Origin of the sequence: Planococcus soli (assembly GCF_016881065.1) — a bacterium.
Lineage (GTDB): Bacteria > Bacillota > Bacilli > Bacillales_A > Planococcaceae > Planococcus > Planococcus soli.
The window spans coordinates 134466-158636 of record NZ_WXYN01000016.1 but is presented as its reverse complement, the minus strand read 5'-3'; the positions used below and the strand labels follow the sequence as shown (position 1 = coordinate 158636).

General features: G+C 44.6%; 26 protein-coding genes. 7 read left to right on the top strand and 19 right to left on the bottom strand.

What is annotated here, in order from left to right; all coding sequences use genetic code 11:
* Positions 1-116: 116 nt before the first annotated feature.
* The gene (locus GJB59_RS08450; RefSeq protein WP_142826823.1) at positions 117-479 is read right to left on the bottom strand and encodes a DUF779 domain-containing protein; all 363 of its coding nucleotides are present in this window, start codon (positions 477-479) and stop codon (positions 117-119) included.
* 54 nt (positions 480-533) lie between these two features.
* The gene (gene adh, locus GJB59_RS08445; RefSeq protein WP_142826822.1) at positions 534-2054 is read right to left on the bottom strand and encodes an aldehyde dehydrogenase; all 1521 of its coding nucleotides are present in this window, start codon (positions 2052-2054) and stop codon (positions 534-536) included.
* A gap of 208 nt (positions 2055-2262) precedes the next feature.
* On the opposite strand from adh, the gene rluF reads away from it, so the two are divergent.
* Positions 2263-2970 (top strand): 23S rRNA pseudouridine(2604) synthase RluF, encoded by a 708-nt coding sequence (gene rluF, locus GJB59_RS08440; RefSeq protein ID WP_142826821.1) that lies wholly within the window; start codon positions 2263-2265, stop codon positions 2968-2970.
* Positions 2971-2983: 13 nt separating this feature from the next.
* A complete protein-coding gene (locus GJB59_RS08435) occupies positions 2984-3700 on the top strand; it encodes a DUF6904 family protein (RefSeq protein WP_142826820.1) in 717 nt (238 codons plus the stop codon).
* 315 nt (positions 3701-4015) lie between these two features.
* Here the strand turns inward: GJB59_RS08435 and GJB59_RS08430 are convergent, their stop codons facing one another.
* The 8 genes from GJB59_RS08430 to GJB59_RS08395 all read right to left on the bottom strand — a co-directional run bounded on the left by GJB59_RS08430 (position 4016) and on the right by GJB59_RS08395 (position 10523).
* Positions 4016-4315 carry an AraC family ligand binding domain-containing protein gene (locus GJB59_RS08430; protein WP_142826819.1) on the bottom strand — a complete coding sequence of 100 codons (300 nt, stop codon included), beginning with the start codon at positions 4313-4315 and terminating at the stop codon, positions 4016-4018.
* 104 nt (positions 4316-4419) lie between these two features.
* A complete protein-coding gene (locus GJB59_RS08425; RefSeq protein ID WP_142826818.1) occupies positions 4420-5292 on the bottom strand; it encodes a glycine betaine ABC transporter substrate-binding protein in 873 nt (290 codons plus the stop codon).
* 20 nt (positions 5293-5312) lie between these two features.
* On the bottom strand, positions 5313-6149 hold the full coding sequence (locus GJB59_RS08420; RefSeq protein WP_142826817.1) for an ABC transporter permease: 837 nt from the start codon (positions 6147-6149) through the stop codon (positions 5313-5315).
* The gene (locus GJB59_RS08415) at positions 6146-7339 is read right to left on the bottom strand and encodes a quaternary amine ABC transporter ATP-binding protein (protein ID WP_142826816.1); all 1194 of its coding nucleotides are present in this window, start codon (positions 7337-7339) and stop codon (positions 6146-6148) included. The genes GJB59_RS08420 and GJB59_RS08415 overlap by 4 nt, the downstream gene beginning before the upstream one ends.
* Positions 7340-7374: 35 nt before the next feature.
* Entirely contained in the window at positions 7375-7839 is a 465-nt protein-coding gene (locus GJB59_RS08410) for a thioesterase family protein (protein ID WP_142826815.1), read from the bottom strand.
* Positions 7840-7862: 23 nt separating this feature from the next.
* The gene (locus GJB59_RS08405) at positions 7863-8843 is read right to left on the bottom strand and encodes an L-carnitine dehydrogenase (protein WP_142826814.1); all 981 of its coding nucleotides are present in this window, start codon (positions 8841-8843) and stop codon (positions 7863-7865) included.
* The gene (locus GJB59_RS08400) at positions 8833-9735 is read right to left on the bottom strand and encodes a beta-keto acid cleavage family enzyme (RefSeq protein ID WP_142826813.1); all 903 of its coding nucleotides are present in this window, start codon (positions 9733-9735) and stop codon (positions 8833-8835) included. Before GJB59_RS08400 ends, GJB59_RS08405 begins: the two co-directional genes overlap by 11 nt.
* A gap of 251 nt (positions 9736-9986) precedes the next feature.
* Complete coding sequence (locus GJB59_RS08395; RefSeq protein WP_142826812.1) at positions 9987-10523, bottom strand: TetR/AcrR family transcriptional regulator; 537 nt, start codon at positions 10521-10523, stop codon at positions 9987-9989.
* Between the two features lie 139 nt (positions 10524-10662).
* On the opposite strand from GJB59_RS08395, the gene GJB59_RS08390 reads away from it, so the two are divergent.
* Positions 10663-11079: a hypothetical protein gene (locus GJB59_RS08390; protein WP_142826811.1), complete on the top strand. Its 417-nt coding sequence runs from the start codon at positions 10663-10665 to the stop codon at positions 11077-11079.
* 54 nt (positions 11080-11133) lie between these two features.
* Here the strand turns inward: GJB59_RS08390 and GJB59_RS08385 are convergent, their stop codons facing one another.
* The 5 genes from GJB59_RS08385 to GJB59_RS08365 form a co-directional block, all read right to left on the bottom strand.
* Entirely contained in the window at positions 11134-11550 is a 417-nt protein-coding gene (locus GJB59_RS08385) for a CBS domain-containing protein (RefSeq protein ID WP_142826810.1), read from the bottom strand.
* A 148-nt stretch (positions 11551-11698) separates the two neighbouring features.
* A complete protein-coding gene (locus tag GJB59_RS08380) occupies positions 11699-12421 on the bottom strand; it encodes an amino acid ABC transporter ATP-binding protein (protein WP_142826809.1) in 723 nt (240 codons plus the stop codon).
* A gap of 12 nt (positions 12422-12433) precedes the next feature.
* Complete coding sequence (locus GJB59_RS08375) at positions 12434-13102, bottom strand: amino acid ABC transporter permease (protein ID WP_142826808.1); 669 nt, start codon at positions 13100-13102, stop codon at positions 12434-12436.
* A gap of 28 nt (positions 13103-13130) precedes the next feature.
* A complete protein-coding gene (locus GJB59_RS08370; RefSeq protein WP_142826807.1) occupies positions 13131-13970 on the bottom strand; it encodes a transporter substrate-binding domain-containing protein in 840 nt (279 codons plus the stop codon).
* A 75-nt stretch (positions 13971-14045) separates the two neighbouring features.
* Positions 14046-14888 carry a MurR/RpiR family transcriptional regulator gene (locus GJB59_RS08365; protein ID WP_142826806.1) on the bottom strand — a complete coding sequence of 281 codons (843 nt, stop codon included), beginning with the start codon at positions 14886-14888 and terminating at the stop codon, positions 14046-14048.
* Positions 14889-15318: 430 nt separating this feature from the next.
* On the opposite strand from GJB59_RS08365, the gene GJB59_RS08360 reads away from it, so the two are divergent.
* Genes GJB59_RS08360 through GJB59_RS08345 form a run of 4 tightly spaced genes read left to right on the top strand, consistent with a single transcriptional unit; the run spans position 15319 to position 19332 of the window.
* Positions 15319-16068, top strand: a complete 750-nt coding sequence (locus tag GJB59_RS08360) for a carotenoid biosynthesis protein (RefSeq protein ID WP_142826805.1) — start codon at positions 15319-15321, stop codon at positions 16066-16068.
* Positions 16065-16739, top strand: coding sequence for a lysophospholipid acyltransferase family protein (locus tag GJB59_RS08355; RefSeq protein ID WP_142826804.1), 675 nt, complete (start codon positions 16065-16067; stop codon positions 16737-16739). Before GJB59_RS08360 ends, GJB59_RS08355 begins: the two co-directional genes overlap by 4 nt.
* A 2-nt stretch (positions 16740-16741) precedes the next feature.
* Positions 16742-17842, top strand: a complete 1101-nt coding sequence (locus tag GJB59_RS08350; RefSeq protein ID WP_142826803.1) for a glycosyltransferase family 2 protein — start codon at positions 16742-16744, stop codon at positions 17840-17842.
* A complete protein-coding gene (locus GJB59_RS08345) occupies positions 17839-19332 on the top strand; it encodes a phytoene desaturase family protein (protein ID WP_142826802.1) in 1494 nt (497 codons plus the stop codon). Before GJB59_RS08350 ends, GJB59_RS08345 begins: the two co-directional genes overlap by 4 nt.
* Positions 19333-19524: 192 nt before the next feature.
* Here GJB59_RS08345 and GJB59_RS08340 read toward each other — a convergent pair whose 3' ends face one another.
* From GJB59_RS08340 to GJB59_RS08325, 4 genes are all read right to left on the bottom strand, one after another.
* Positions 19525-20358, bottom strand: a complete 834-nt coding sequence (locus tag GJB59_RS08340; protein WP_142826801.1) for a phytoene/squalene synthase family protein — start codon at positions 20356-20358, stop codon at positions 19525-19527.
* On the bottom strand, positions 20355-21812 hold the full coding sequence (locus GJB59_RS08335; RefSeq protein WP_142826800.1) for a phytoene desaturase family protein: 1458 nt from the start codon (positions 21810-21812) through the stop codon (positions 20355-20357). The genes GJB59_RS08340 and GJB59_RS08335 overlap by 4 nt, the downstream gene beginning before the upstream one ends.
* The gene (locus GJB59_RS08330) at positions 21809-23335 is read right to left on the bottom strand and encodes a phytoene desaturase family protein (RefSeq protein ID WP_142826799.1); all 1527 of its coding nucleotides are present in this window, start codon (positions 23333-23335) and stop codon (positions 21809-21811) included. The genes GJB59_RS08335 and GJB59_RS08330 overlap by 4 nt, the downstream gene beginning before the upstream one ends.
* Before the next feature lie 238 nt (positions 23336-23573).
* The gene (locus GJB59_RS08325; protein WP_185959996.1) at positions 23574-24140 is read right to left on the bottom strand and encodes a 3D domain-containing protein; all 567 of its coding nucleotides are present in this window, start codon (positions 24138-24140) and stop codon (positions 23574-23576) included.
* Positions 24141-24171 lie beyond the last annotated feature (31 nt).

The window sequence follows — 24171 nt, the reverse complement described above, 5'->3', positions numbered from 1 at the left end:
TTATACCATTTTCCTAACACGAATTCTACCTTAAACCCTTGATGCATAAAGGTTTTCCGTACTTTCTTAGCATTAATTGCCATTAAAAAACCGGATGCATTTGCATCCGGTCCCTTTTAAATCTGTTCCTGCAATTCCTTGGTTTCTTCTGTGGTAAACGCTCTTGACCTGGTCAGGAAGCGTTTGCCTTCCACGCCTTCCAAAGAAAACATTCCTCCGCGTCCCGGCACAACATCAATGATGAGCTGCGTGTGGCTCCAGTAGTCGAATTGGTTTTTGTGCATATAGAATTTACTGTCTCCGATGACTCCCATCAAGATATCCTGATCCCCGATGAATAGATCACCTTCCGGATAGCACATCGGGGAACTGCCGTCACAGCAGCCTCCGGATTGATGAAACATAACAGGCCCATGCTTTTCCTTCAGCAATTGGATCAATTCAATAGCAGCATCTGTCGCAATTACACGTTCGACCATTGCTATCCCTACTTTCCGGTAATCCTTAAAATACGGGCTGGATGTTCCGTGGTATCAAAAGAACCCTTGCTTGTCTTCGCTGTAGCTGACCAGCATATTTTTCGTCTGCTGGTAATGGTTGAGCATCATCAAATGGTTTTCACGACCAAAACCGGACATTTTGTATCCACCAAACGCTGCGTGAGCAGGATATTGGTGGTAGCAGTTTGTCCAAACACGCCCTGCCTGGATGCCGCGTCCGAAACGGTAAGCGGTGTTAGTGTCGCGCGTCCAAATCCCTGCGCCAAGTCCATATAACGTATCATTGGCAATTTCAAGCGCTTCTTCTTTCGTTTTAAACGTTGTTACAGAAACGACTGGCCCAAAAATCTCTTCCTGGAAAATGCGCATCTTGTTATGGCCTTCGAACACTGTCGGCTGGATATAGAAGCCTTCAGACAGCTCACCTTCCAAATGGTTGCGGTCGCCGCCGGCAAGTACTTTAGCGCCTTCCTGTTTGCCGATATCCAAATAGGATTGGATTTTCTCCATTTGCTCGGTGGAGGCCTGTGCACCCATCATCGTTTCCGGATCAAGCGGGTTGCCTGTTTTGATTGCTTTCACGCGCTTTATTGCACGCTCCATAAACTCGTCGTAAATGTCTTCCTGGATCAGCACGCGGGATGGGCATGTACAAACTTCCCCTTGGTTCAAGGCAAACATGACAAATCCTTCAATTGCTTTATCAAGGAACGCATCGTCCTGATCCATGACGTCTTTAAAGAAGATATTTGGAGATTTTCCGCCCAGTTCCAACGTTACCGGTATCAGGTTTTGTGAAGCATACTGCATGATCATGCGTCCTGTAGTCGTTTCGCCTGTAAACGCAATTTTGCTGATGCGTGGACTAGAGGCAAGCGGCTTCCCTGTTTCAAGCCCAAATCCATTGACGATATTCAAGACTCCAGGAGGCAGGATATCAGCGATGAGCTCGGCCAATACCAGAATGCTTGCCGGCGTCTGCTCAGCAGGCTTCAGGACTACACAGTTTCCAGCAGCAAGAGCTGGAGCCAGTTTCCAAACAGCCATTAATATCGGGAAATTCCACGGAATGATTTGGCCAACAACACCAAGCGGCTCATGGAAATGGTAGGCTACCGTGTCGTTGTCGATTTGGCTGAGTGAACCTTCCTGTGCACGAATCGCTCCAGCGAAATAGCGAAAATGGTCAATTGCCAAAGGCAGATCGGCATTTAATGTTTCGCGGACAGCTTTTCCGTTGTCCCAAGTTTCAGCAACAGCCAACATTTCCAGGTTCTGTTCCAAACGATCTGCAATTTTCAGCAATGCGTTGGCACGTTCTGTTACAGAAGTTTTGCCCCAACCGTCTTTTGCCGCATGAGCCGCATCCAAGGCCAATTCGACATCTTCAGCTGTAGAACGGGCAATTTCCGTAAACTTTTTGCCCGTTACTGGCGAGACATTGTCAAAATACTGCCCTTTGACCGGTGCTTTCCATTCCCCGTTTATAAAGTTCTCATATCTGTTTTTGAACGTAACTTTCGAGCCTTCTGTGTTTGGAACTGCATAGACCATGCCCATCTCTCCCTTTTTCTCATTTACTGTTATGTACGCGCTTACATTATTCTGCATAAACCGTGGCGCATCAATAACAGCTTCCCTTCTATATTGTCAAACTAATCTAAAAAATGCAACTGTGAAACATCTATATTTTTTATTCACTCTGCTTGTTCATGTATAATAAGAGCGACACCAGGAAATAAGGAATTGAAAGGAATCTACTATGCGAATCAATAAGTTTTTAAGCGAAACAGGAATCACTTCCCGGCGCGGAGCCGATAAATTTATCGAGGCGGGGCGTGTTACCATCAATGGGCAGCCCGCTGAGCTCGGCAGCAAAGTCGAAGCCGGAGACCAAGTTCATGTGGACGGCAAACTCATCGAACAGCCCAAACAGCAATATGTCTACTTGGCCTTAAACAAACCCGTGGGAATCACCAGTACAACTGAACGGCATATTGAAGGCAACATTGTCGATTTCGTCAATCACTCTGAACGTATCTTTCATGTTGGACGCCTCGACAAAGATTCAGAGGGCCTTATCCTTTTGACCAATGACGGCGATATCGTCAATGAGATTCTGCGTGCTGAAAATGAACATGAAAAGGAATATATCGTCAAAGTCGACATGCCGATCACGGAATCCTTTCTGGCAAAAATGGAAGAAGGGGTGGAAATCCTTGACACCAAGACGCTTCCAGCGAAAGCGGACAAGCTTTCAACTTACACTTTCAAGCTAACATTACGGCAAGGTTTGAATCGCCAGATCCGCCGCATGTGCTCGGCACTTGGCTACGAAGTTCGGAATTTGCAGCGTGTCCGCATCATGAATATCCTATTAGAAGACCTGCCTGTCGGTGAATGGCGCAATTTGACCGAAGCAGAACGCACTGAGCTATTTAATCAACTCGACTACACACCAAAACGCTGAGGGGGATATTGACATGCTGACCATGAAAAGTACGCCGAATCATACAGGTGTTAAAATAAGCGGTGATTATTTCGATCTGGATGAGCTGAACCAGGCCATCTACCGGGTGATCGGCCAGGAAGACCAGTATTATGGCTACGAAGGGTCGCGGATGCGGATTCTGGGAATTTCCTACGAAATTCGCCATGCCGCTCAAGGAGACCGCAACGTTGATTTCGTTTTCAACGGTCTGCACGAACACACAATGAAGCAGCACAAGTTTATCGCACCTGACAAAAATATTTATTTTTCCACTGAAGTGCTGTGGCCAGAATTGATTTACTCCGCCATTGCCTTGAAGGATTTCGTGAAATTTTATCAGCAAGAAAAAGAGTATCCTCTTTGGGATGTCCACTTGCCAGTCATTTTCCGCTTTCAGTCATTGATTCTCGACTGCCTGCAAGGACATATCACAAAGGAAGAGTTTGATCTGATTGTGAAAGCCTTCAACCAGCCGGTTACAGTGAATGATTACGCTATCCAATATGTGGACCTTTTAAACTTGAAATACATCGGCATGACCAAACAGCAGCGGGCCCAAAGCCTATCAGCTATCGCCATGAAACTCGCCGTGCAGGACCAGGACTATACAGCCTTTCGCAACCAAGTCCTCGCCGCGGCTACACCTCATAAAAAGCCGATCCACGAAATTGCCGTTCAAGCAGAATACCCGGAAGACTTTGAATGGTAAAGAGAAAAGCAGAAGCGCCCGGGTAGGTCCGACGGGCATAAGATGTTCTGGCGAAGCGGCGTTCTTTGCCGCACAGCCAGAGCAGCTTATGACCCTAGGACCTGGGCGCTGGAGTCTGGACAATTAAGAAAAGCGCAAGCGCCCGGGTAGCTCTGACGGGCATAAGACAGACCGGCGAAGCGGCGCTCTTTGCCGCATAGCCGGGTTGGCTTATGACCCCGAAGAGCTGGGCGCTGGAGTCTGGACAACAAAGAAAAGCGCAAACTGCGCATCTCAATATAAAAAAGCTCACGCATCGTCAGCGTGAGCTTTTTTTCATGGGGAAATTTGCAGTACCAATAAGTCGCTCGGTTCGACTGCAGTAAGACTATGTTTCTCTTTCGGGTTCATATGCAGAATATTATCAGGTGCTGCTTCCACCGTCTGCCCTTCTACAACAAATGAAACTTTTCCGCTTCGCACGATGATAAGGACATCGGCCATCGAATCATGCTCTGCAATTTTCTCTCCCTTTTGCAATTGCATATTGACGACTTGGGTCTTACCGAAATTTAAGACTTTTTGAATATGCTTATTTTTCTCACCCAATACATAGGGAGTTTCAATTAATTCCATCTCTTCACCCCTTCTTTTTTCAAACCATACACCCGCCAAAGCCAAAAGAAAAGAAAAAGTGCATCCACTATTGTTCGCACAATAGTGGATGCACTCGTTATTGCTTACTCGCCAGTCATTTCGGCAACTTTATCTTGATTGTTGTCGATCCATTCCTGGGCAACTTCTTCAGGCTCTCCGCCTTCTTCAATCTTCACAATCATTTCTTCTACGTCATCAAGTGAAATGCTCCAATTGCTCAAAAATTCATAAGCTTCTGGTGCATTATCCTTCAATTCAGTGTTGGTGATGACTTCAACAGATGAAGTTTCGAAAAATCCTTGTTCATTGGTCAATACTTTCAAATCAAATTTATTGAACATCGTATGGGGTCTCCAGCCATAAAAGATAACCGGCTCTTCTTGAGCCATCAACTTTTGGGCTTGAGCGAGCATGCCGCCTTCTGAAGAACTCACTTGCGTCATATCAAATCCGTAAGTTTCAATGATTTCATCACTTTCTATGGTAGCGCCTGCTCCAGCTTCAATGCCGTAGAACTCATTATCAAATTCGCCTTCGCGTCCTTCCAGATCTTCAAGAGAATTTATGTCTTCCATATATGCTGGAACTGTCCAGCCAGTTTCTGCTTCCGGATAGCTTACAGAAGTGCTTTCAATATCGCCTTCGTATTTATCCAGGTAATTTTGGTGCATCGGCACCCAAGCATCCATGAAAACATCAAGGTCTCCACGGGATAATCCAGTATAAACACTGCCTGCATCAGCATTGGTCTCGACTACTTCATAACCCATGTCCTGCAAAATTAGCCCTGCAATTTTTGTAGGCGGTACAGTACTTGTCCATGGCGTTACACCAAAGGAGATTGTTTGTTGCTCAGCACCTGCAGTGCCTTCTTCTGTTTCTTCAGTATCAGAACCGCAAGCCGCCAAAACGGCGACCATCAATGCAACTATTGCTAAAAATAAACTCTTTTTCATTTTTCATTTCCCCTTTTATTTTATTTTTTATTTTTCCGAACCAACCCTTGAGTGATCCGGTCCATGATAATGGCGAGCACAACGATTCCTAACCCGCCTGTCAGGCCAAGACCTACATTTACAGTAGAAATCCCTTCTAATACCACCGATCCCAAGCCTGGGGCTCCGATCATCGATGCAATGACCGCCATCGAAAGCGCGAGCATCATCGTCTGATTAACCCCCGCCATGATCGAAGGCAACGCCAAAGGCAATTGCACTTTATACAGCAGCTGCCATTTGGTTGAACCGAAAGCTTTTGATGCTTCCACAACATCCGCAGGCACTTGCTGGATTCCGAGTGTGGTCATGCGGACTGCCGGAGGTGTTGCAAATACGAAAGTGGCAATTACAGCCGGAACATTTCCAAGGCCGAATAAAAGAATAGCAGGTATCAAATAAACAAAACTTGGCAGTGTCTGCATAAAGTCCAAAATCGGACGGACAACGCTGGCCATCGTTTTATTGGTTGCTGCCAATATGCCAAACGGAATTCCGATAATTACTGAAATCAGCGTGGACACGATGACAATTGCCACTGTCTGCATCGCCGCTTCCCATAAATCGACAGATCCCAGATAAAGGCTTCCCAACAGTGCAAACAATGCCAGCCCTTTTCCTGAAAATTTCCAGGATATGATGATTAGAATCAGCACAAGCAATTCTGGAGGAGCTGCAATCAATAAGTCTGTTACTCCGTCCACAAAGGTTCGAAGGCCTTCGCTAATACTGTCAAAGAACTCGCCAGTTACTGGCAGGAGCCAGTCGTCTACAAAGCGATTGGTCCCTTCTTCCAAAGGAAGTGTAAAATAATTCATGGCGTAGTCACCTCATTTTTCCCTAAGACTAAACCGGACAAAATGGAAACCCGTGATACGATTCCAAGCAATTTCCCATTTTCAACCACTGCCAGTGGATATTTCGCTTCGACAGCTACACCAAAGAGGTCATTTAAAGGGGTTTCTGGAGAAATTTCGTGAATATCTTCGATCAATACGTTTTCAATCGGCAAATTTTCTTTATATGCATTGATGGCGTTATCAATTGTCAGCAGGCCTTTGAAGTTATTGTCTTTATCGACAACAAAGATGCTTGAAGCTCCCGCTTCTTCCATTTTTCGAACGGCTGCCAAGGCACCGCTTTTGTCTGCCATATGGACTGCTGGTTTTTTCATGACATGAGAAGCCATAAGTACTTTCGAACGGTCTACATCTTTGACGAAATTCGAAACATATTCATTCGCTGGATTTTCAAGAATTTCATCGGCTGTGCCCACTTGAACAATTTCACCATTTTTCATGATGGCGATGCGGTCTCCCAGTTTCAGCGCTTCATCCAAGTCATGTGTAATAAACAAGATTGTTTTCCCTAATTTGTTTTGAAGGTTCAACAGTTCATCCTGCATTTCTTTGCGAATCAATGGATCAAGTGCACTGAATGCCTCATCCATAAGAAGAATGTCCGAATCGTTAGCCAGGGCACGTGCAAGACCTACACGCTGCTGCATCCCTCCACTCAGCTCTTTAGGGTAACTGTTTTCATAACCGTGCAAACCAACGTCTTCAATGGATTGCTGGGCGCGTTTGTTGCGTTCTTCTTTTTTGACTCCCTGAATTTCAAGTCCGTACGCAACGTTCTGCAAAACGGTCCGGTGCGGAAACAATCCAAACTGTTGAAATACCATCCCCAGTTTTTTCCGTCTCGTTTCAATCAGTTCGTTTTTTCCCATCTCGACAATATTTTGGCCATCGATCAGCACTTCACCCGAAGTCGGCTCGATCAACCTGTTCACTAAGCGGATCAATGTTGATTTCCCGCTTCCCGACAGTCCCATGATGACAAAAAATTCACCTGCTTCTACTGAAAAAGAAGCTTGGTTAACCCCTACTGTCATACCGGTCTCCGCTAAGATGCTTTCTTTTTGTTCACCGTTCATCAGCCTCTTCAATCCTTGTTGTGGATGAGAACCGAAAATTTTGGTTAAGTTATTCACTTCTATCTTTTTCATACACATGCTCCTCAATTTAGTGCAGCAGACGAAGGTTAAAAACCGATCCTTCTGCCTGCCTGTTTTGGCATTGGCAACTCTTTATGCAATACGCTAAGTTCTTCTATTGTTTCGCCAACCGCTTGCGGAAATGGGGCAGGTTTGCCTTTTGCTGTATCCATGCCCATCCACATCTGCTCACTGGTCGCAACCAGCTCCTCGGCGGAGTTTGTCATTGAAAGAAAGGTATGCAGCCTTTTGGCATCGCTATCCAGCAGCCTGAATTCAATCGACAGCTTTTCATGTTCATGCACTTCTTTCAAGTAGCACAAATGCGTTTCGAGCGTAAAGATTGTGTAATTGCAACGAGAGCGGGCCGTTTCATCCAGGCCCAGAGAATCGATAAAACTATCTGCTGCCTGGCTGAATACTTTTGCATAAGCTGCGTCATTCATATGGCCGTTGTAATCAACCCATTCACTGACAACCCGCTCTTTATGTATTAAAGATGATTGAGCCATTTTGCCAACCTCCTTTCAACACTTTATTGTTTGACAACCGCTTTTTCTGTTGCTGTAGTTTCGGGCCAATAGGCTTCCACCAAATCCAATAGTTCAACCAAAAAGGCGTTGCGTTTTTCTTCCATTTCAGCAATTGTTGTGTCACCTGCATGCGTTTCGCAGCCGGTAATCACTTTTTCTTTCAATTCATCTGTTAGTTCAGGGGCTTCCAGTTTGGTCCATGGCAATTTTAACGTTGGTCCAAATTGTTCAAGCATATGGCGCATCCCTTTTTCTCCACCGGCAAGATGGAAGGTCAAGAATGGCCCCATCTGAGCCCAGCGCAGGCCTGCTCCGTAAATAATGGCTGCATCCACTTCTTCAGTCGTTGCTACTCCGTCATTCACTAAGTGCAAAGCTTCACGCCACAAAGCTTCCATCAACCGGTCAGCGAGATGGCCTTCAATTTCTTTACGGATGATCAAAGGCTTCATTTCTATACTGGCGTAAAAGTTTTTGGCACGATCCATGACGGCGGCGCTGGTTTCCTTGCCTGCAACCAGTTCAACCAGCGGCAAAATATATACCGGATTAAACGGATGGGCTACGATTAAGCGTTCAGGATGCATCAGTCCTTCTTGCAGCGTGCTCGGCATAATGCCCGATGTACTCGATCCAATAATAGCTTCCGGTTTGGCATATGCATCAATGCTTGCCAGTACAGATTTTTTCAAATCTTCACGTTCAGGGACATTTTCCTGAATCAGATCTGCATCGCAAACTGCCTCTTTGATAGTCGGCATAAATGTCAGACGGTTTTGGGCCGCTCCATCTGCCAGACCTATTTTCACCAAAGACGGCCATGCTTGATCGATGGCTTTTTGCGTCCGTTGCTCCGCACCTTCTGCTGGATCAAATGCGATTACGTCAAAACCCTGTGCCAGGAAACGGGCGATCCAGCCGTTTCCGATGACGCCGGTTCCAACAACGGCGATCTTATTAATTTGATGCATTTTATTGTCCATTATTATGGCCTCCGTAAGGATTGTTCAGTTGGAAGTGGACGCGCGCTTCTTGCGGCGTCATCACTTCAATATTCGCAGCATGCAATTTTGATACGGCTTGGTCGACAAGCTGTTCATTGCGTGCAAAAATCCCTTTTCCTAAATAAAGATTATCTTCAAGCCCTACACGGACGTTCCCGCCATTTTGTGCAGCCATTTCCAATATCGGCATTTGCATGCGCCCGATGCCAAAGGCTGACCAATGTGCATTATCGGGAAGACGGTTTTTCATATACTGCATGGTTTCTTCATCAGCATCTGCGCCCCACGGAATGCCAAGGCAAAATTGGAACATTGGATCGCCATCAATCAACCCCTCAGCGATCAATTGCTTGGCAAATCGAAGATGTCCGGTATCAAAACATTCCAACTCTGGTTTTACACCGCTTTCCTGTATCAGCCTCGCTTGTTCACGCAGCCAATCGGTCGGGCTCATGTAGACCATGTCGCCGAAGTTTACACTGCCGCAATCCAAAGTGCACATTTCCGGCAGCAAGCTGCCAACCGGTTCATGCCGTTCTTTAGGTGTTTGCATATCTGTGCCTTCGCCGCCTGTTGAAGGATTCGAGAGGTTCGGAATAAAGTCTCCCCCTCCTCCCGAGGTAATGTTTATGATTACATCCGTTTCGGATTCACGAATTCGTTCAATGATTTCGCGGTAATGGTCCAGACTGTGGCTTATGCCGCCAGTTTGGGGATCTCGTGCATGAACGTGGGCAACAGTGGCTCCAGCTTTTGCCGATTCAATTGCCGATGCTGCGATTTCTTTTGGCGTCACAGGTACATATTGATTTTTAGCAGTAGTATCTCCTGCTCCTGTTACTGCGGCTGTTAATAAAACTTTTTGCGTCATTTTATCTCTCCTGTAAAATTTTAGGCATATGTACTCATTCAAGTTTGGTTTTTATTGCATATAATAATTAATTGTTTTTTCGCACGTTTTAAACTGTACCATCCAGACGGTAATGTTTCAAGGCGATTTCGTGTATAAAATTGATGCGGTCCTGGCTGATAACCGGCTTATCCTATACCTCTCTAGGCTTTAGTGCACAGTTAAAAGCACTAAAAAAAATCACATCATTTTTAAAATGACGTGATTCCGGCTTATTCATCTATCCAGTTTTTCAACTTTACATACACTTCCTCTTTTCTTTCTTCGCCTAAATGGTGAATGTCGAAAAGCTCGGACAACCAAATTCCATCTGTTGCTAAACGGATAATCGTGGCTTTCACCGGGTCGATTCCGTCTTGTTCAATTTTAGTCTGCCATTCGTTGTAAAGGTCACGGATTGGATCCAACAAATCAGAATTCACTGCTTTAGCCGCTAATAAGCCCGCATGCATTTCTTTATTTGGATAAGGATTATTGAATGTTACATCCGCGTAGGATTGAATCCATTTCCCTTTTTCTTTTGTTGATTCAGCTACCGAAGCAGCAATTTTATCCCGGTAATTTTCAGCCAAATGGTCCACCATCCCTTTGACCAAAGCTTCCTTAGAAGGGAAATGGTAAAGCAGTCCTCCTTTGCTGACTCCAGCTTCAATCGCTGTAGCTTCTAAAGTTAAATTAAAAATGCCCCGCTCACTGACAATTTTTGATGCTGCATGAAGAATCTCGATTTTTCTGGTAGCTCTGGCCATGTAAATCTCCTTTTCAGAATGGATTTGATTTTTACTATACTACCTGGACGGTTTTTTTTCAAATTCGACTCAGTTTTAGCAAGCTTTTGAAAAGGGTATGTTCAACTAACAGCATTTAATTTTGAAGGAGCGTGATTGTGTGTACAGATTTTTTATTCCGCTAAGTATGATTTTGTTGCTGGCTGCCTGCGGGGGAGAAGCACCTGATACCAGTGAAGAAAGTCAGACAGAAGTTACTGCCCCTGACGGAGAATTGGATCCAACCTCTCCAGAGGAAGCGGAAAATGCAGAGTTTGCGAGTTTTGAAGAGTTAGCTTCTGGAACGATTGAAGAAGGCACTGGTGTTTCTGTCCAAGGCACAGTTGAAGAATTGGCAGACGACATCGCCTTTCCTTCATTTATCATCGGAAATGGAGAAAACCGCATCTATATTCGGAATATGGCAGAAACGCCGGTAGAGGTGGGTGACAGTATTTCAGCGGATGGTATCTTCGAAGGCAATGCCGACGAAAATATGCCGATGATTTCTGTTTCCATCATTGAAAAAGACGAGTAATCGCCATGCAAAAAAGCCTTTCCTATGTGGAAAGGCTTTTTCACGGCCAGCTGCTTAATCCAGCTCCGAGATTTCAATAATGGTATTTTCTGCATAGTGATTAGCCGAATCATCTCTGATAGCCAAGTCACCTAACGAAACAATGCCAATGATTCGTTCATTCGCTACAATGGGAAGCCTGCGGATCTTGTGGATGGCCATTAACTCAGCCGCTTCCTCGACGGTAAGGCTTACTGTTCCGGTAATGACTTCCGCCGATAGGATTTCCGCGATAGCAGCATCACTTGGAATCTGTTCGGCAAGCCCACGAATGACAATGTCGCGATCTGTAACGATCCCAACTAAACGTCCATCTTCACAGATGGGAATTGACCCTACATTTATTTCACGCATCATTGAGGCAACTTCTTGAAGCGTTGATTCGGGTCTGCACGTTTCGACGTCTGTCGTCATGATATCTTCGATTTTCATCCCTTCTGCCTCCTCAAGTACTCTCATTACTTATAGCTTAACCGATTTGCCGTTTAGCAAACGTCAATTATTAAAAGAAAGAAGGAATCAGTTCATTTGAACCGACTCCTTCTTATCCACTTAGTATTTTAAACCCACTGCCAGCTAGTTATTCCACAAGTTGAATAAACTGTTTTGTCCGCTCGTTTTGCGGATTTTCAAAGAAATTCTTTGGATCTGCAGATTCAATGATTCTACCTTCATCAATCATGATAATGCGATCCGCCACTTCTTTGGCGAACTTCATCTCATGGGTCACAACGACCATAGTCATTCCTTCTTCAGCCAACTGCTTCATAACCTGCAGCACTTCTCCAACCAGTTCCGGATCCAGTGCTGACGTCGGTTCATCAAACAGCATGACTTTCGGCTGCATTGCAAGTGACCGGGCGATGGCAACACGCTGCTTTTGTCCTCCGGAAAGCTTACTCGGGTAGACATTAGCTTTATCTTCCAAACCAACCTTTTTCAGCAATTCCGCTCCCAGTTTTTTCGCTTCTTCCTTTTTCATCTTTTTGACAGTGATGGGTGCTTCTATCACATTCTCCAATACTGTCTTGTGAGGAAAGAGGTTGAAATGCTGGAACACCATGCCAACTTCAGCACGAATTTTAGTTAAGTTATCTTTTTTCGGATTGACTGTATGGCCATCAATTGTAATTTTTCCTTCGTTGATCATTTCAAGAAAGTTGAAGCATCTGAGAAGTGTACTTTTCCCAGAGCCGCTGACTCCGACAAGTACGACAACTTCCTGTGGTTTGACGTGAAGATCTACGCCTTTCAGTACCTCGAGGTCACCAAAGGATTTATGAATGTTTTCTCCAATAATCATGTTAGTCCCTCCTTAGGCTCTGTCGACATCGAGTTTGTTTTCATACAAACGCAATAAGAATGTGAAAATCATGACAAGCACGAGGTAGTAGAGCGCAACAACCAGGAATGATTCAAATGGCTGGTATGATTGTGCAGCTTCCCGGTTTCCAAGAGAGAAGATTTCCGCTACCCCGATGATGTAAACGAGTGATGAATCTTTCAACGTAATGATGAACTGGTTGCCAAGCGGCGGAATCGAACGGCGCAAAGCCTGTGGAAATACGATTCGGCTCATAGTCTGGCGGCGGTCCATCCCCAGTGACATACTGGCTTCGCGCTGGCCAGGATCGATTCCCTGAATTGAGCCGCGGAAAATTTCTGCAATATATGCTCCATTATGGACACCGAGTGCAATAGCCCCCGCCCAGAAATTAGACATTGTATAAATTTCGACGATGCCGAAATACAAAAACATAATCTGCACAATCAGCGGCGTACCGCGAATGATCGTGATGTAAATGTTGGCAATAGTCTGTAAGATTTTTGATCCTGAAATTTTCATCAATGCAAAGACGAGTCCGATAACTGTCCCTAAAATTACACCGATTGCTGTCAATTGAAGCGTAACGACAGTGGCTTCTAAAAAACCAGGGTATGTTCGCATGAATACATCATAAACTGTTACAAATATCTCTGGCATGCCTTCCACTCCTCTTCATCTCAAATAATTATTCGAGAACTTCTACGCCTTCAAGATCTATATCAAGGAGGTTGCGGCCAAACCATTTTTGTGAAATCTCATCGTATGTTCCGTTTTCAATGATTGTATCCAATGCCTCATCTATAGCCTGAAGCAATGCTTCATCTTCTTGGCGAACAGCGATTGATGGTTGTTCAACCCATAACGGATCACCGACCATTTCAACTGCCAGTCCTTCATTTTGGGCTTCAAAACCGACAACATCTGCTGTAATTACTGCATCTAAACGACCTTCAACTGTTAAATCCTGCAATGCGACTACGTCACTGGAGTAAATTTGAATATCATCTGTGTATTCTTGGGCAGCTGTGTCATATGTACTTTGCCCTACTACACCGATTTTGACGCCTTCCAAATCTTCAGCAGACTGGATTTCGGTATTTCCTTCACGGACGAAAATTGCTCCACCTGAATAATAATATGGATCAGAAAATGCAACTTGCTCAGCACGTTCTGCCGTATTTGACATCGAACCGATAATGGCATCATAGCGGTTGGTGTTCAATCCTTGGATAATCGTTTCAAATGGCGTTGTTACCGGATTCGGCTCCAGACCCATCTCTTCTGCAAGTGCGTTGCCGATTTCAATATCAAACCCTGTAAGATTTCCGCCTTCTTCAAAACTGAAAGGCTTGTAAAGTCCGCTTGAGGCGGTTGTAAACATGCCATCTTCTAACAAGTTCAAATCACCGCTCTCGCCTTCTGTGCCTGATCCTTCTTCCGAACTGGATGAGTCGTCCCCTCCACAAGCTGCTAATACTACTCCTGCGGAAAAAATTACGCTTAAAAATGATAATTTCTTTTTCATCTTTCTCTCCCCTTTTCGTTTATAATTGACCAAATCGCCGAGGCGTTTTGGAACTTCCCAATGAATTGCGTGCTGCTACATGAAAATATTGCGTTCTTTATAGACCGCTTCAACCTTTGCTAAATTGTCATTTACTTTTTCCTGTTCTTTGACATAAACAAATCGCATGATTGAAGTCAAAAGTGCGTGGACAGAGGTGTACGAATCAATGTTCAAATTTGTGTTCACGGATACGGTCAGTACATGGTCTGCATATGCAAGTGCTGGAGAATCTGCCGAATCAGTCAAAACGATTACATCCGCTCCTTGTGATTTTGCACTCTTTAACGTATCAATGACCATTCTGGAATAACGCGGGAAAACAAAAGCAATTACCAAATCGCCCTTTGCCATCTTAGAGAGCTGGGTGTAGTATTCCCCTGTCGAAGAATACATCATCTCTGTATGGTCAAGTGCCAGGTTCAGCCAATTGGAAAACCAATGCGCTATGCCATAATCAAAAAAATTGCCAGTCACATAGATTCTGTCTGCCTGGCTGATTCTGTCAACAACCTTTAGAAGTTGATCTTCTTTGATCGTTTTTTTCAGTTTCACGATACTGGAAATATCCGCATCAAGCAGATTTTCCAAAAAAGACTGATCAGCGACAGGTTCCGGTATTTTTTGTTCGGCCTTTTCCAATCGTTCTTCAGCCAATTTACGCTGCACAACCTGTTGAAATTCCGCATATCCTGTGTACCCGAGCTTTTGTGTCCACCGTATCACCGTCGATTCACTGACATTGACACGCCTGCCGACTTCAAGAGCAGAAGAGAACGCTAAAAAAATTGGCTCTTTAAAAAACAAATCACCGACTTTTTTTTGGCCTGAACTAAATTCCGGGTAAGAATTAGACACACTTCGCAGTAAATCCTGCATATTTAACGCCTCCACTTGAAGAACACACTCATTTACTCTTCTAAAGTATACTAGTATGCAGGAAACCCTGCAATAGTTTACAGAAAATTCGAAGCTGACAATATTATCAGACAGGGAAAAAAGGTGCGGAAGGCTTGTTCTAGAGGCGATCAGAGCTCTGTGTTTCAGAAAAAACATTTATTAAAATTATTACTTTTATCTAAGTAAACACGCTATTCCCTTTAACGTAGACGCTTTCATTTCCAAGGATACAAAATATAGATAATTTGATATAAGGTTTTATGCCCGTTTTCTGTAAAATTAAAACTCTGTAGTCCCATTCGGCCTTTAAATATAACGATTCTGTTTGTTTAATAGCTATGGTTTTCATATTTCGATTCTATTCCTGTATAATCTTTGTATAAGTCAATTTATTGAGGGGCTGTTCTGGGTGTGGGAAAATCGGATTTTTAAACTTTTTATTTTTTGGTACATATGCGGTGTCATTTTGCTTGGCTTTGACCTGCTGCCTTCCTGGCTGGAATGGGCAAATGCATTCTTTTTGATGCTGGCTGGCACACTCGGCTTTTTATATTTCGTTAAGCGTTTTGGCGCTGTTAGTGGATCAGTGCTCGGCATCCTCATTTTCTTTTCAACATTCATTGTAGAATGGGCGGGCGCAGACAGTGGATTTCTTTTTGGTTCCTATGATTATACAGACCGGTTTGCGCCAAATGTCTTCGGTGTTCCGGTTGCCATCGGTTTCGCCTGGTTAATGGTCATGGCCACTACACATGTCATCGCGCGCTGGATTGTGCCTGCCGGCGGCTTGCTGTATGCCGCAGTTGGCGGCATAGGAGCGGTAATTATTGATCTGATCATCGATCCTGTAGCCTACCAAATCAAACAATATTGGATTTGGGAAGATACCGGCATTTATTACGAAATTCCATGGACCAATTTTTTTGGATGGTTTGTCGTGGCATTCGTCCTTCATCTGATAATCGACTTGGCCATGAAAAAGAAATCTATGGCAATAGCATCCGAATTGCCTGAAAAACGGATGGTTGTGCTGTATGTATTGATGATTGCCATGTTCATCATGCTGGGGGCAATTGGGGGATTGTGGCTGGCTGCTTTCCTAACAACTGTTTTGACTGCTTTGATTGTCTTAGTGGCATGGAAGAGGCGACCTGTATGATCGATGCAAAAAAATCGGCATTATTTGAAACGGGCTTTAACATGTACTTAACGCCGCTCATCCGTTCTTCTTTTTCCCGAATGCTCGGGCAAGGTGTGGAAGCTATACCAAAGAAACCGGTATTGTTTATCGCCAATCACAGTTCCTGGTGGGACGGCCTGTTGTTCTTCTATTTGAACCGTACAGTCTGGCGTCACGATATCCATATGATGATGCACGAAGAAGGGCTCCAAAAGCATCCTTATTTCCGATACTTAGGAGCATTTTCCATCAACCGCAAAAAACCGAAAGAAATTCTGACGTCGCTGCAATATGCCGAGGGCTTATTGAAGCAAGGAAAATCGGTTGTGCTTTTTCCTCAAGGAGATGAATTTCATCTTGAAACAAGACCACTCGCTTTCCAGACAGGTGCCGCATACCTGATGGAGCATTGTCCGGAAGTGCCGGTTGTGCCGCTCAGCTTTTATTATTCCTTCGGTCATCAGCAAAAACCCGAAATTTGGATTCGTCAGCATCCAATGATATCGACCGGTACTTTGAAACACTTGTCGCGCAAAGAGAAAACTGCCTATCTTCAAGAGCTTTCAATAGAACAGCTCGATTCTTTGAGAGATACAGTCATCAGTGAAAACAGCGAAGGGTTTCGGCCACTCGGAAAAAGGAGAAGATGATTATGGCCATCTATATCGGAATTCACCTTTTCTTTCTTGCCTGGATCATCATCAATCGCCTGTTTCTTCCAGCCCTGCCCAAGCAGCCGCAACTTTCTCTTGACCCTTTGGTATCCGTTCTGGTTCCCATGAGAAACGAAGAACGCAATGTAGAGGTTCTGATAAAGTCCTTAAAGAATTCTACATATGGACACGCAGAATTCATCATTTTAAATGACCAATCGACAGATGGTACTCAAACGGAGCTGGAACGTGCGATTGCCGAAGATTCCCGCTTCACCATCCTGCAGGGTACCCAATTGCCGGATGGCTGGGTCGGCAAAGTGCATGCCTGCCATCAGCTTCAGCAAGCCGCTTCCGGAGACTATTTGCTGTTTGTCGATGCAGATGTCCGCTTCCGCCCAAAAGCCATCGAACAGTCGCTTTCATTGATGCAGCAAAAAGGCGCCCAACTGCTCACAGGTTTCCCCGCTTTTGATGTAGCGCCTTTTCTCAGCAAGCTTCTTGTCCCGATGCTGCATTTTGTGATTTTATTCCACCTGCCTCTGGCATTAGCCAATTACACCAAATTTAAAGCAGCAACCGCGGCCAATGGCATGTGGATGATGTTTGAAAGCGAAAGCTACCAAAAAATCGGTGGACATACAGCTGTCTATGATTCGCTGGTTGAAGATGTCCACATTGCACGAAAAGTAAAAAAGCACGGATTCAAAGTCGTGCTTGCAAATATCACGATGTCCGTAAAATGCCGGATGTATACTACCAACGCTGAAGTGTGGGAAGGCTTCCTGAAAAACAGCTATGCTGGAATCGGCCGGTCACCCGTTATGGCCACAGCTCTCATTTTGTTCTATTCAATCTTTTACATTCTTCCGCCGTTCCTGGCTCTTTACGGCTTGTTCAGCGGGTTCTATTGGTGGACCCTTCCTTACTTGCTGACAGTTGTCCAGCGCTGGTATGTGGACATGGTGACCAATCAACGCTGGTACCTGTCATTCCTCATTCCCCTGCAGGCAGCCGCCATGCTTGCTGTATTAGTTGAATCGATGCGCAAATCCTTTAAAAAACAGCCGTATTCATGGAAAGGAAGACATTATTCATGAAAAAAATTGTCATAGTCGGCGGTGGACTGGGCGGACTTGCTTCTGCAGTGACGCTAGCCCATGCTGGATTCGACGTGGAACTCTTTGAAAAGAATAGTCACCTAGGAGGCAAATTGATGCCTGTCGAGCTGGGGAATTACCGTTTTGATTTCGGGCCCAACACCATCACGATGCCGGCTGTCTTTAATCGGGTCATTTCCCAGACGGGTGAAAAGCCACAGGAATATCTGGATTTCATCCCTTTGCAATCCCATACCCGCAATCATTTTCCGGATGGCAGTCTATTCGATTTTACCAGCGACCAGAACCAGATGATTCAGCAGCTCAAAACTCTTGATCCTTCGGCTGCCGACAAGTACCAGGCATTCATAAAAGAAATCAGCCGCTTGTATCGTTATTCAGAACGCTACTTTTTCCCGGTGACGTTTCAATCCTGGCGCGATTACCTATCGCCTTCTCTCGGATTCGCACTTCTTAAAGTGCGGCCGGCAGAATCGATGCACCATTTTTTCCAACGCTATTTCACAAATCCTATGCTCGTTCAGGCATTCGACCGGTATGCCACATACATCGGCTCCTCCCCTTACAAAGCACCAGCCACTTTTTCCATGATTGCTTACTTGGAATTGGTGGAAGGCGTCTATTACACAAAAGGCGGAAATACCGGAATCGCTAATGCCTTTGCTGCTGTGGCGAGGAAATGCGGTGCTCAATTGCACACCAATAAAGAGGTCGAAAAAATCCTCATAGAAGATGGCGAAGCCCAGGGCATCATACTTGGAGACGGGACCCGGATCGAGGCAGACCTCGTCATTTTAAATGGAGATCTGTTGTCAGCTTTTCCTGCTTTGGTCGAAGAAGCAAAGCGGCCGTCTTTAAATGATGCTAAAGTGGCTGATTTTGAACCATCCATTTCGGCTTTCGTCATTACTGCCGGTTTGACCAAACGGCTCGATGTTCTTAAGCATCACAACGTCTTTTTCTCATCGGACTACCGTCAGGAGTTCCATGATTTGTTTGATGCTTCAATCTACAGCAACGAACCGACAGTCTATATCAGCAACTCTTCCTATACAGATCCTTCAATTTCACCGGATGGCGACAACCTGTTCATTTTAGTCAATGCACCCGCATTGAATAAAGAAGGGCATCTGCAAATTGAACCTGAAGCTTACAAAGAACGAATCTACGACTTTCTCTCGAGCTACGGCGTCGATATTCGAAGCCATTTAGCTGAAGAAAAAATATTCACACCGGCTTTTATTTGCGACAAGTTCGGCTCCTTCCGCGGCGCTCTTTATGGCCCTTCATCCAATCGGCCAAAAGATGCCTTCCTGCGTCCGCCCAATGCCAGCCGCGATATTCACAATCTGTTTTTCGTCGGAGGAAGCACCCACCCCGGCGGCGGATCGCCCATGGTCGTATTGAGCGGCTTGAATGTTGCCGATAAAATTATTGCGAAATTCAAAAAGACACATCCATCACGATGATGGATGTGTCTTTTGCTGTTATAGGAGCAGACCCGTCAGAGCTACACGGGCGCTTCCGCTTTTCTTCATTGTCCAGACTCCAGCGCCAGATCCTAGGGTCATAAGCCACTCTGGCTGTGCGGCTGAAGAAACGCCGCTTCGCCAGTGCGTCTTATGCCCGTCGAATCTACACGGGCGCTTCCGCTTTTCTTTTTACAAACAAGCTAGTATTGCTTGTTTCGACTCTTCTGGTACGTAGTGCTTTTCAAGGAAGACATTATATTGTTTAGAACGGATGGTGACTAGAATTTCCCGATATACCAATGCCGCCCCTTTTACAGGAACTCTTGAAGATAAAGGATAGTCCTGGATGGTTTCAAATGCTTTTTTGTAATGGAACTCCGCTTTTTCGGCCAGTTCTTCCCACACTGCAATAAATTGAGGAGTTACTCTTCCGGAGCGTAGCTCTTCTTCGCATAGCTCATATTTCCCCATGATTTCTTCAGGCAAATAAATTCGGCCCATTTTCAAGTCTTCGCCAATATCCCGAAGAATGTTGGTGATCTGCATGGCGTATCCCAGTGAAATAGCGCCTTCCTTCAGAACTCCGGTCTTGCCTGGAGCTAAGATAGGCAGCAGCATCAGTCCAACAGTACTCGCCACATGATAGCTGTAATTCAAAAGCTCTTCCATCGTCCGGTAGCGATTGATGGTCAAATCCATCTCCTGACCGGTAATTAAACCTGAAAATGCTTCCACATCCATTTCGTAGTTTTCGAATACATGCGCCAAAGCTACCCACATCGGATTTTCAGTATCGTAGATGCCCGTCTGAAATTTTTCAAAATCAAATTTGAATTGTTCAAGTTCTTCTTTGGAATTCAGTCCTTCGTCCACAATATCGTCCACTGTCCGGCAAAACGTATAAACAGCCCAAACGGCTTTGCGTTTTTCCTTTGGCAACAAGGAAAATGCTTTGTAAAAACTCTTTGAATTTACAGCGATAACTTGTTCACAGGAGGTATAAGCATCTTTTAAATTCATCATGCATTGCTCCTTTCCTTTGCAAAATCGCCTTGGATTTGCTCTGCCAGCAGCTTTGCACCTTGCATGACAATCGGAATGCCTCCTCCGGGATGGACAGAAGCACCGACTGCATACAAGCGATCCGTTTTATATGGTTTGACTTGGGGACGGAAAACACCCGACTGAAACAAGGTTGGACCGATTCCAAAACTGCCTCCTTTAAAGAGGCCAAAAGCTTCTGCTTCTGTCGGTGTACGGACTTCCATCCATTCAACTGCTTTCCGGAAATCCGGAAAAGCCAATTCTTCCATGCGGTCAATGATTTTTTCGATCCAGGCCGTATCGTTCGCCCAGTCAATATCTGTCCCTGAAGGTACTGGAACCAATACATAGAGAACGCCTTTCCCTTCAGGAGCAAGCGAATCATCTATCTTCGACGGATGGAAAGTATAAATTGCCGGATTTTCCGTTTTCCGTTTTTTCACAAATACATCGTCCATGTGGTCTTCATAACTATCGCCAATGAAAAATTGATGAACATTTCCTTCTTCATATACTTTATTTAGTCCAAAATACAACAACACGCATCCGGAAGAAGCTGTATAGCTCCTCTTCTTCTGTTTGGGCAAAACGTTTTCAATGCCTGGGAAATCGCCATTATAAACAATCGCATCAAACTCTTCATAGCCCTCTGCTGTTTCGATTGCTTTGGCTTTCCCGTCTTCTGTCACAATCCGCTTCACTGGACAGTTTGTTTGGATGGTCGCATTTTGGCGTTGCCGCAGCTCTTTTTCCAAAACAGGAATGAGGCTGCCGTAACCGCCTTTCAAATAATATACTCCATGTTCGTGTTCACTGAAAGGAACGAGCGAATACATAGCCGGCGCGCGGAACGGGTCCCCACCGATATAAAGGGATTGCAGCGAGTAAGCCAACTGCAGCCGTTCATCGCGGAAATAATTTGACGTGAGCTTTTTGACTGACTGTTGAGGCTTTAGTTTTAATAATTTCTTAATGTTTGCAGCTGTAAAAAAATCGGCTTTGTTAACAAATGAATGCTCTAAAAATGATGACTTTCCGATTTCAAATCGCTTGCGCCCTTCTGAAATGTACCGAAGGAATCCTTCTTTTTCAGCAGGGAAGACATTTTCAATTTCTTCCAGCTGGCGGTTGATATCGGGATATTTGGTGTATACCGTGCCATCTGGAAAACGAATAGAATAAAGTGGGTCGCATAGTAACAATTCGATATCTTCAGCAGGAACACCTGCCTGTTGAAGCAGATCCTGAAACATTTCAGGCAACAAGACAATTGTTGGGCCCTGATCTACTTTAAAGCCATCTCTTTCCACAAAAGTTAAACGGCCGCCAAGTTTTTCTTCTTTTTCAAAAATGGTGACATCAAAGCCCATATCCGTTAAATACAGCGCACCCATCATACCGCCGACGCCGCCGCCGATCATAGCGATTTTCATGCAAATCCCTCCAGTGCCGGAAGAGGCAAAATCGGAATTCCTTTTTTGCCATGCTGCTCAAGAATGCCATTGGCTGTAATGCGGGCAGATTCCAGGATCGTTGGCAATCCGCTTCCTGGATGAGTTCCCCCGCCAACCAACCAGCAACTTTCCAGTTCCTCAAATTTGTTGTGTGGACGAAATACCATCATTTGCGTTAATTGGTGCCCCAGGTTGAACGTCGCTCCCTGATACACTGAATAATCTTCCTGCCATCCCATCGGTGTCAGCATTTTTTCGACTTCGATATGGTCCCGCAGATTTTTAAACTCGGACTTTTCTTCAATGATATCCAAAACCAACTCCCGAAACGCATGCTGTTCTTTTTCCCAGCCAATGTCGCTAAAGTTATTTGGGACAGGAGCTAAAATATACAAGGCAGATTTCCCTTCTGGCGCTAGTGTTGGATCTGTTACACTGGCGTTTTGTACATAGATGGAAGGATCTGCGGAAAGAATGCGCGATTTTGTCATCTCTTCTACATTCTTCTTATAATCTTTTGAAAATATAATAGTGTGGTGAGACAAGTCGTATTTTTTATCAAGGCCCAAATACAGCATAAATGTGGAGCAGGAATATTTTTTCTTCGCCAGTTTTTCCGGTGTATATTTTTTCAGGATTCCCGGTTCAACCAAATGGTTCATGACGTGGGCAAAGTCACCGTTAATAATGACTTCGTCCGCCGCTTCACGCTGTCCGTTTTCCAGATCTACCCCTTTAACTTTTCGGTTTTCAATCCATAATTTTTTGACGCCTGTACTGGTATGAATTTTACCGCCAAGTTCTTCAACAACTTTTGCCATTGCCTGAGACAATTGGTTTACGCCTCCAATGGGATGGTAAATACCATAAGCGTGCTCCATATACGACAGGATGGAAAAAGCTCCTGGACATTCCCATGGCGACATACCCAAATATTTGGACTGGAAGGCAAAGGCCATCTTTAATCGTTCATCCTTAAAGTAGCGGGATAAAACATCATAGAGAGTTTTGTTCACTTCAAGTTCCGGCAAAGCCCTTAAAACTTTCGGCTGGATCATACTAAAATAGCTATCCATCTTCGATTGCAGCATGGGCGATAGAACTTCCAGTTTTTTTCCTGTTTCTTTCATGAAACGCTCGTATCCATCACCGTCGCCTTTGAAGTTTTCATTGATTTGTTTCTTCATTTCCTGGTTGTTTCGTGTCATTATCAGGTTCTGATCTTCAAAAATCAATTCGTACATAGGATCCAATTCAACTGCATTCATATAATCTTTTAAATTGCGACCGGTCGTTTCAAATAACTCTTCTACCAAATGAAGCATACTCAAAAAAGTCGGTCCTGTATCAAAAGTAAAGTCACCTAAACGCAGCTCTGCATTTCTGCCACCTACCCAAGGCTGTTTCTCATAGACATCCACTTCGTATCCTCTACTCGCCAATAACATGGCTGCAGCTAAGCCGCCAGGTCCGGCCCCTATCACAATCATCTTCTCCGACATAACAGATGCCTCCAATTCAAATAGCCCTAATAATTCTACATTTATTATACAAATATTATACCGTCAAACTCAAAAAAAGACTATTCATTTGAATTTAGGCTCTTTCAAAATCGCTGCACCTTGGGGAACCGCCATTTTCGAGAGAAGATCCCAATTGCAAGCCCTCGGCAAATCCTCCTTTACCATGACAAATAAAAGCCATAAAAAAGCCGGCTCATTTTCATGAACCGGCTTTTGCTTATTTCAATATTTTTATTTTTACGTTCTTGCGTCCCCACTTAAGGGCGCTGCTTTGAGTAGGAATAAAGACATCGATTTTGTTTCCTTTGATAGCGCCGCCAGTATCTCCAGCGACTGCATAGCCGTAGCCTTTAACATGGACTTTCGTTCCGAGTGGAATAACTTTCGGATCTACCGCAATGACTTTAAGGCCAGGGTTTTTCTTTAAGTTAAGCCCGGTGCGGGTAATTCCTGAACACCCTTTGCAGTAGGCTGTGTAGGCAGTTGCACTAACTGTGAATTCTTTAACTACTGATCCGCTTGCAGAGCGGGATGGAGTAGTTTTTTTCGAAACCGTCTTCGCTGCCGGTTTCTTTAATTGAAGTTTTTGTTTTGGATAAATTGTATTGGACTTTAAACCGTTCCAAATTTTCAAGTTGCTGACTGTTACTTTTTGCGTTTTTGAAATCTTATAGAGTGTGTCCCCACTTTTTACTGTGTATGTGTTTGATGCTGCTGAGCTCTGAATCGAAGTTGCTAGGAATAAAATCAGTGCAAAACTTAAGACTGCCAATAGTTTTTTCAATCTGCTATCCCCTTTGCTTTTTGTAAGTACA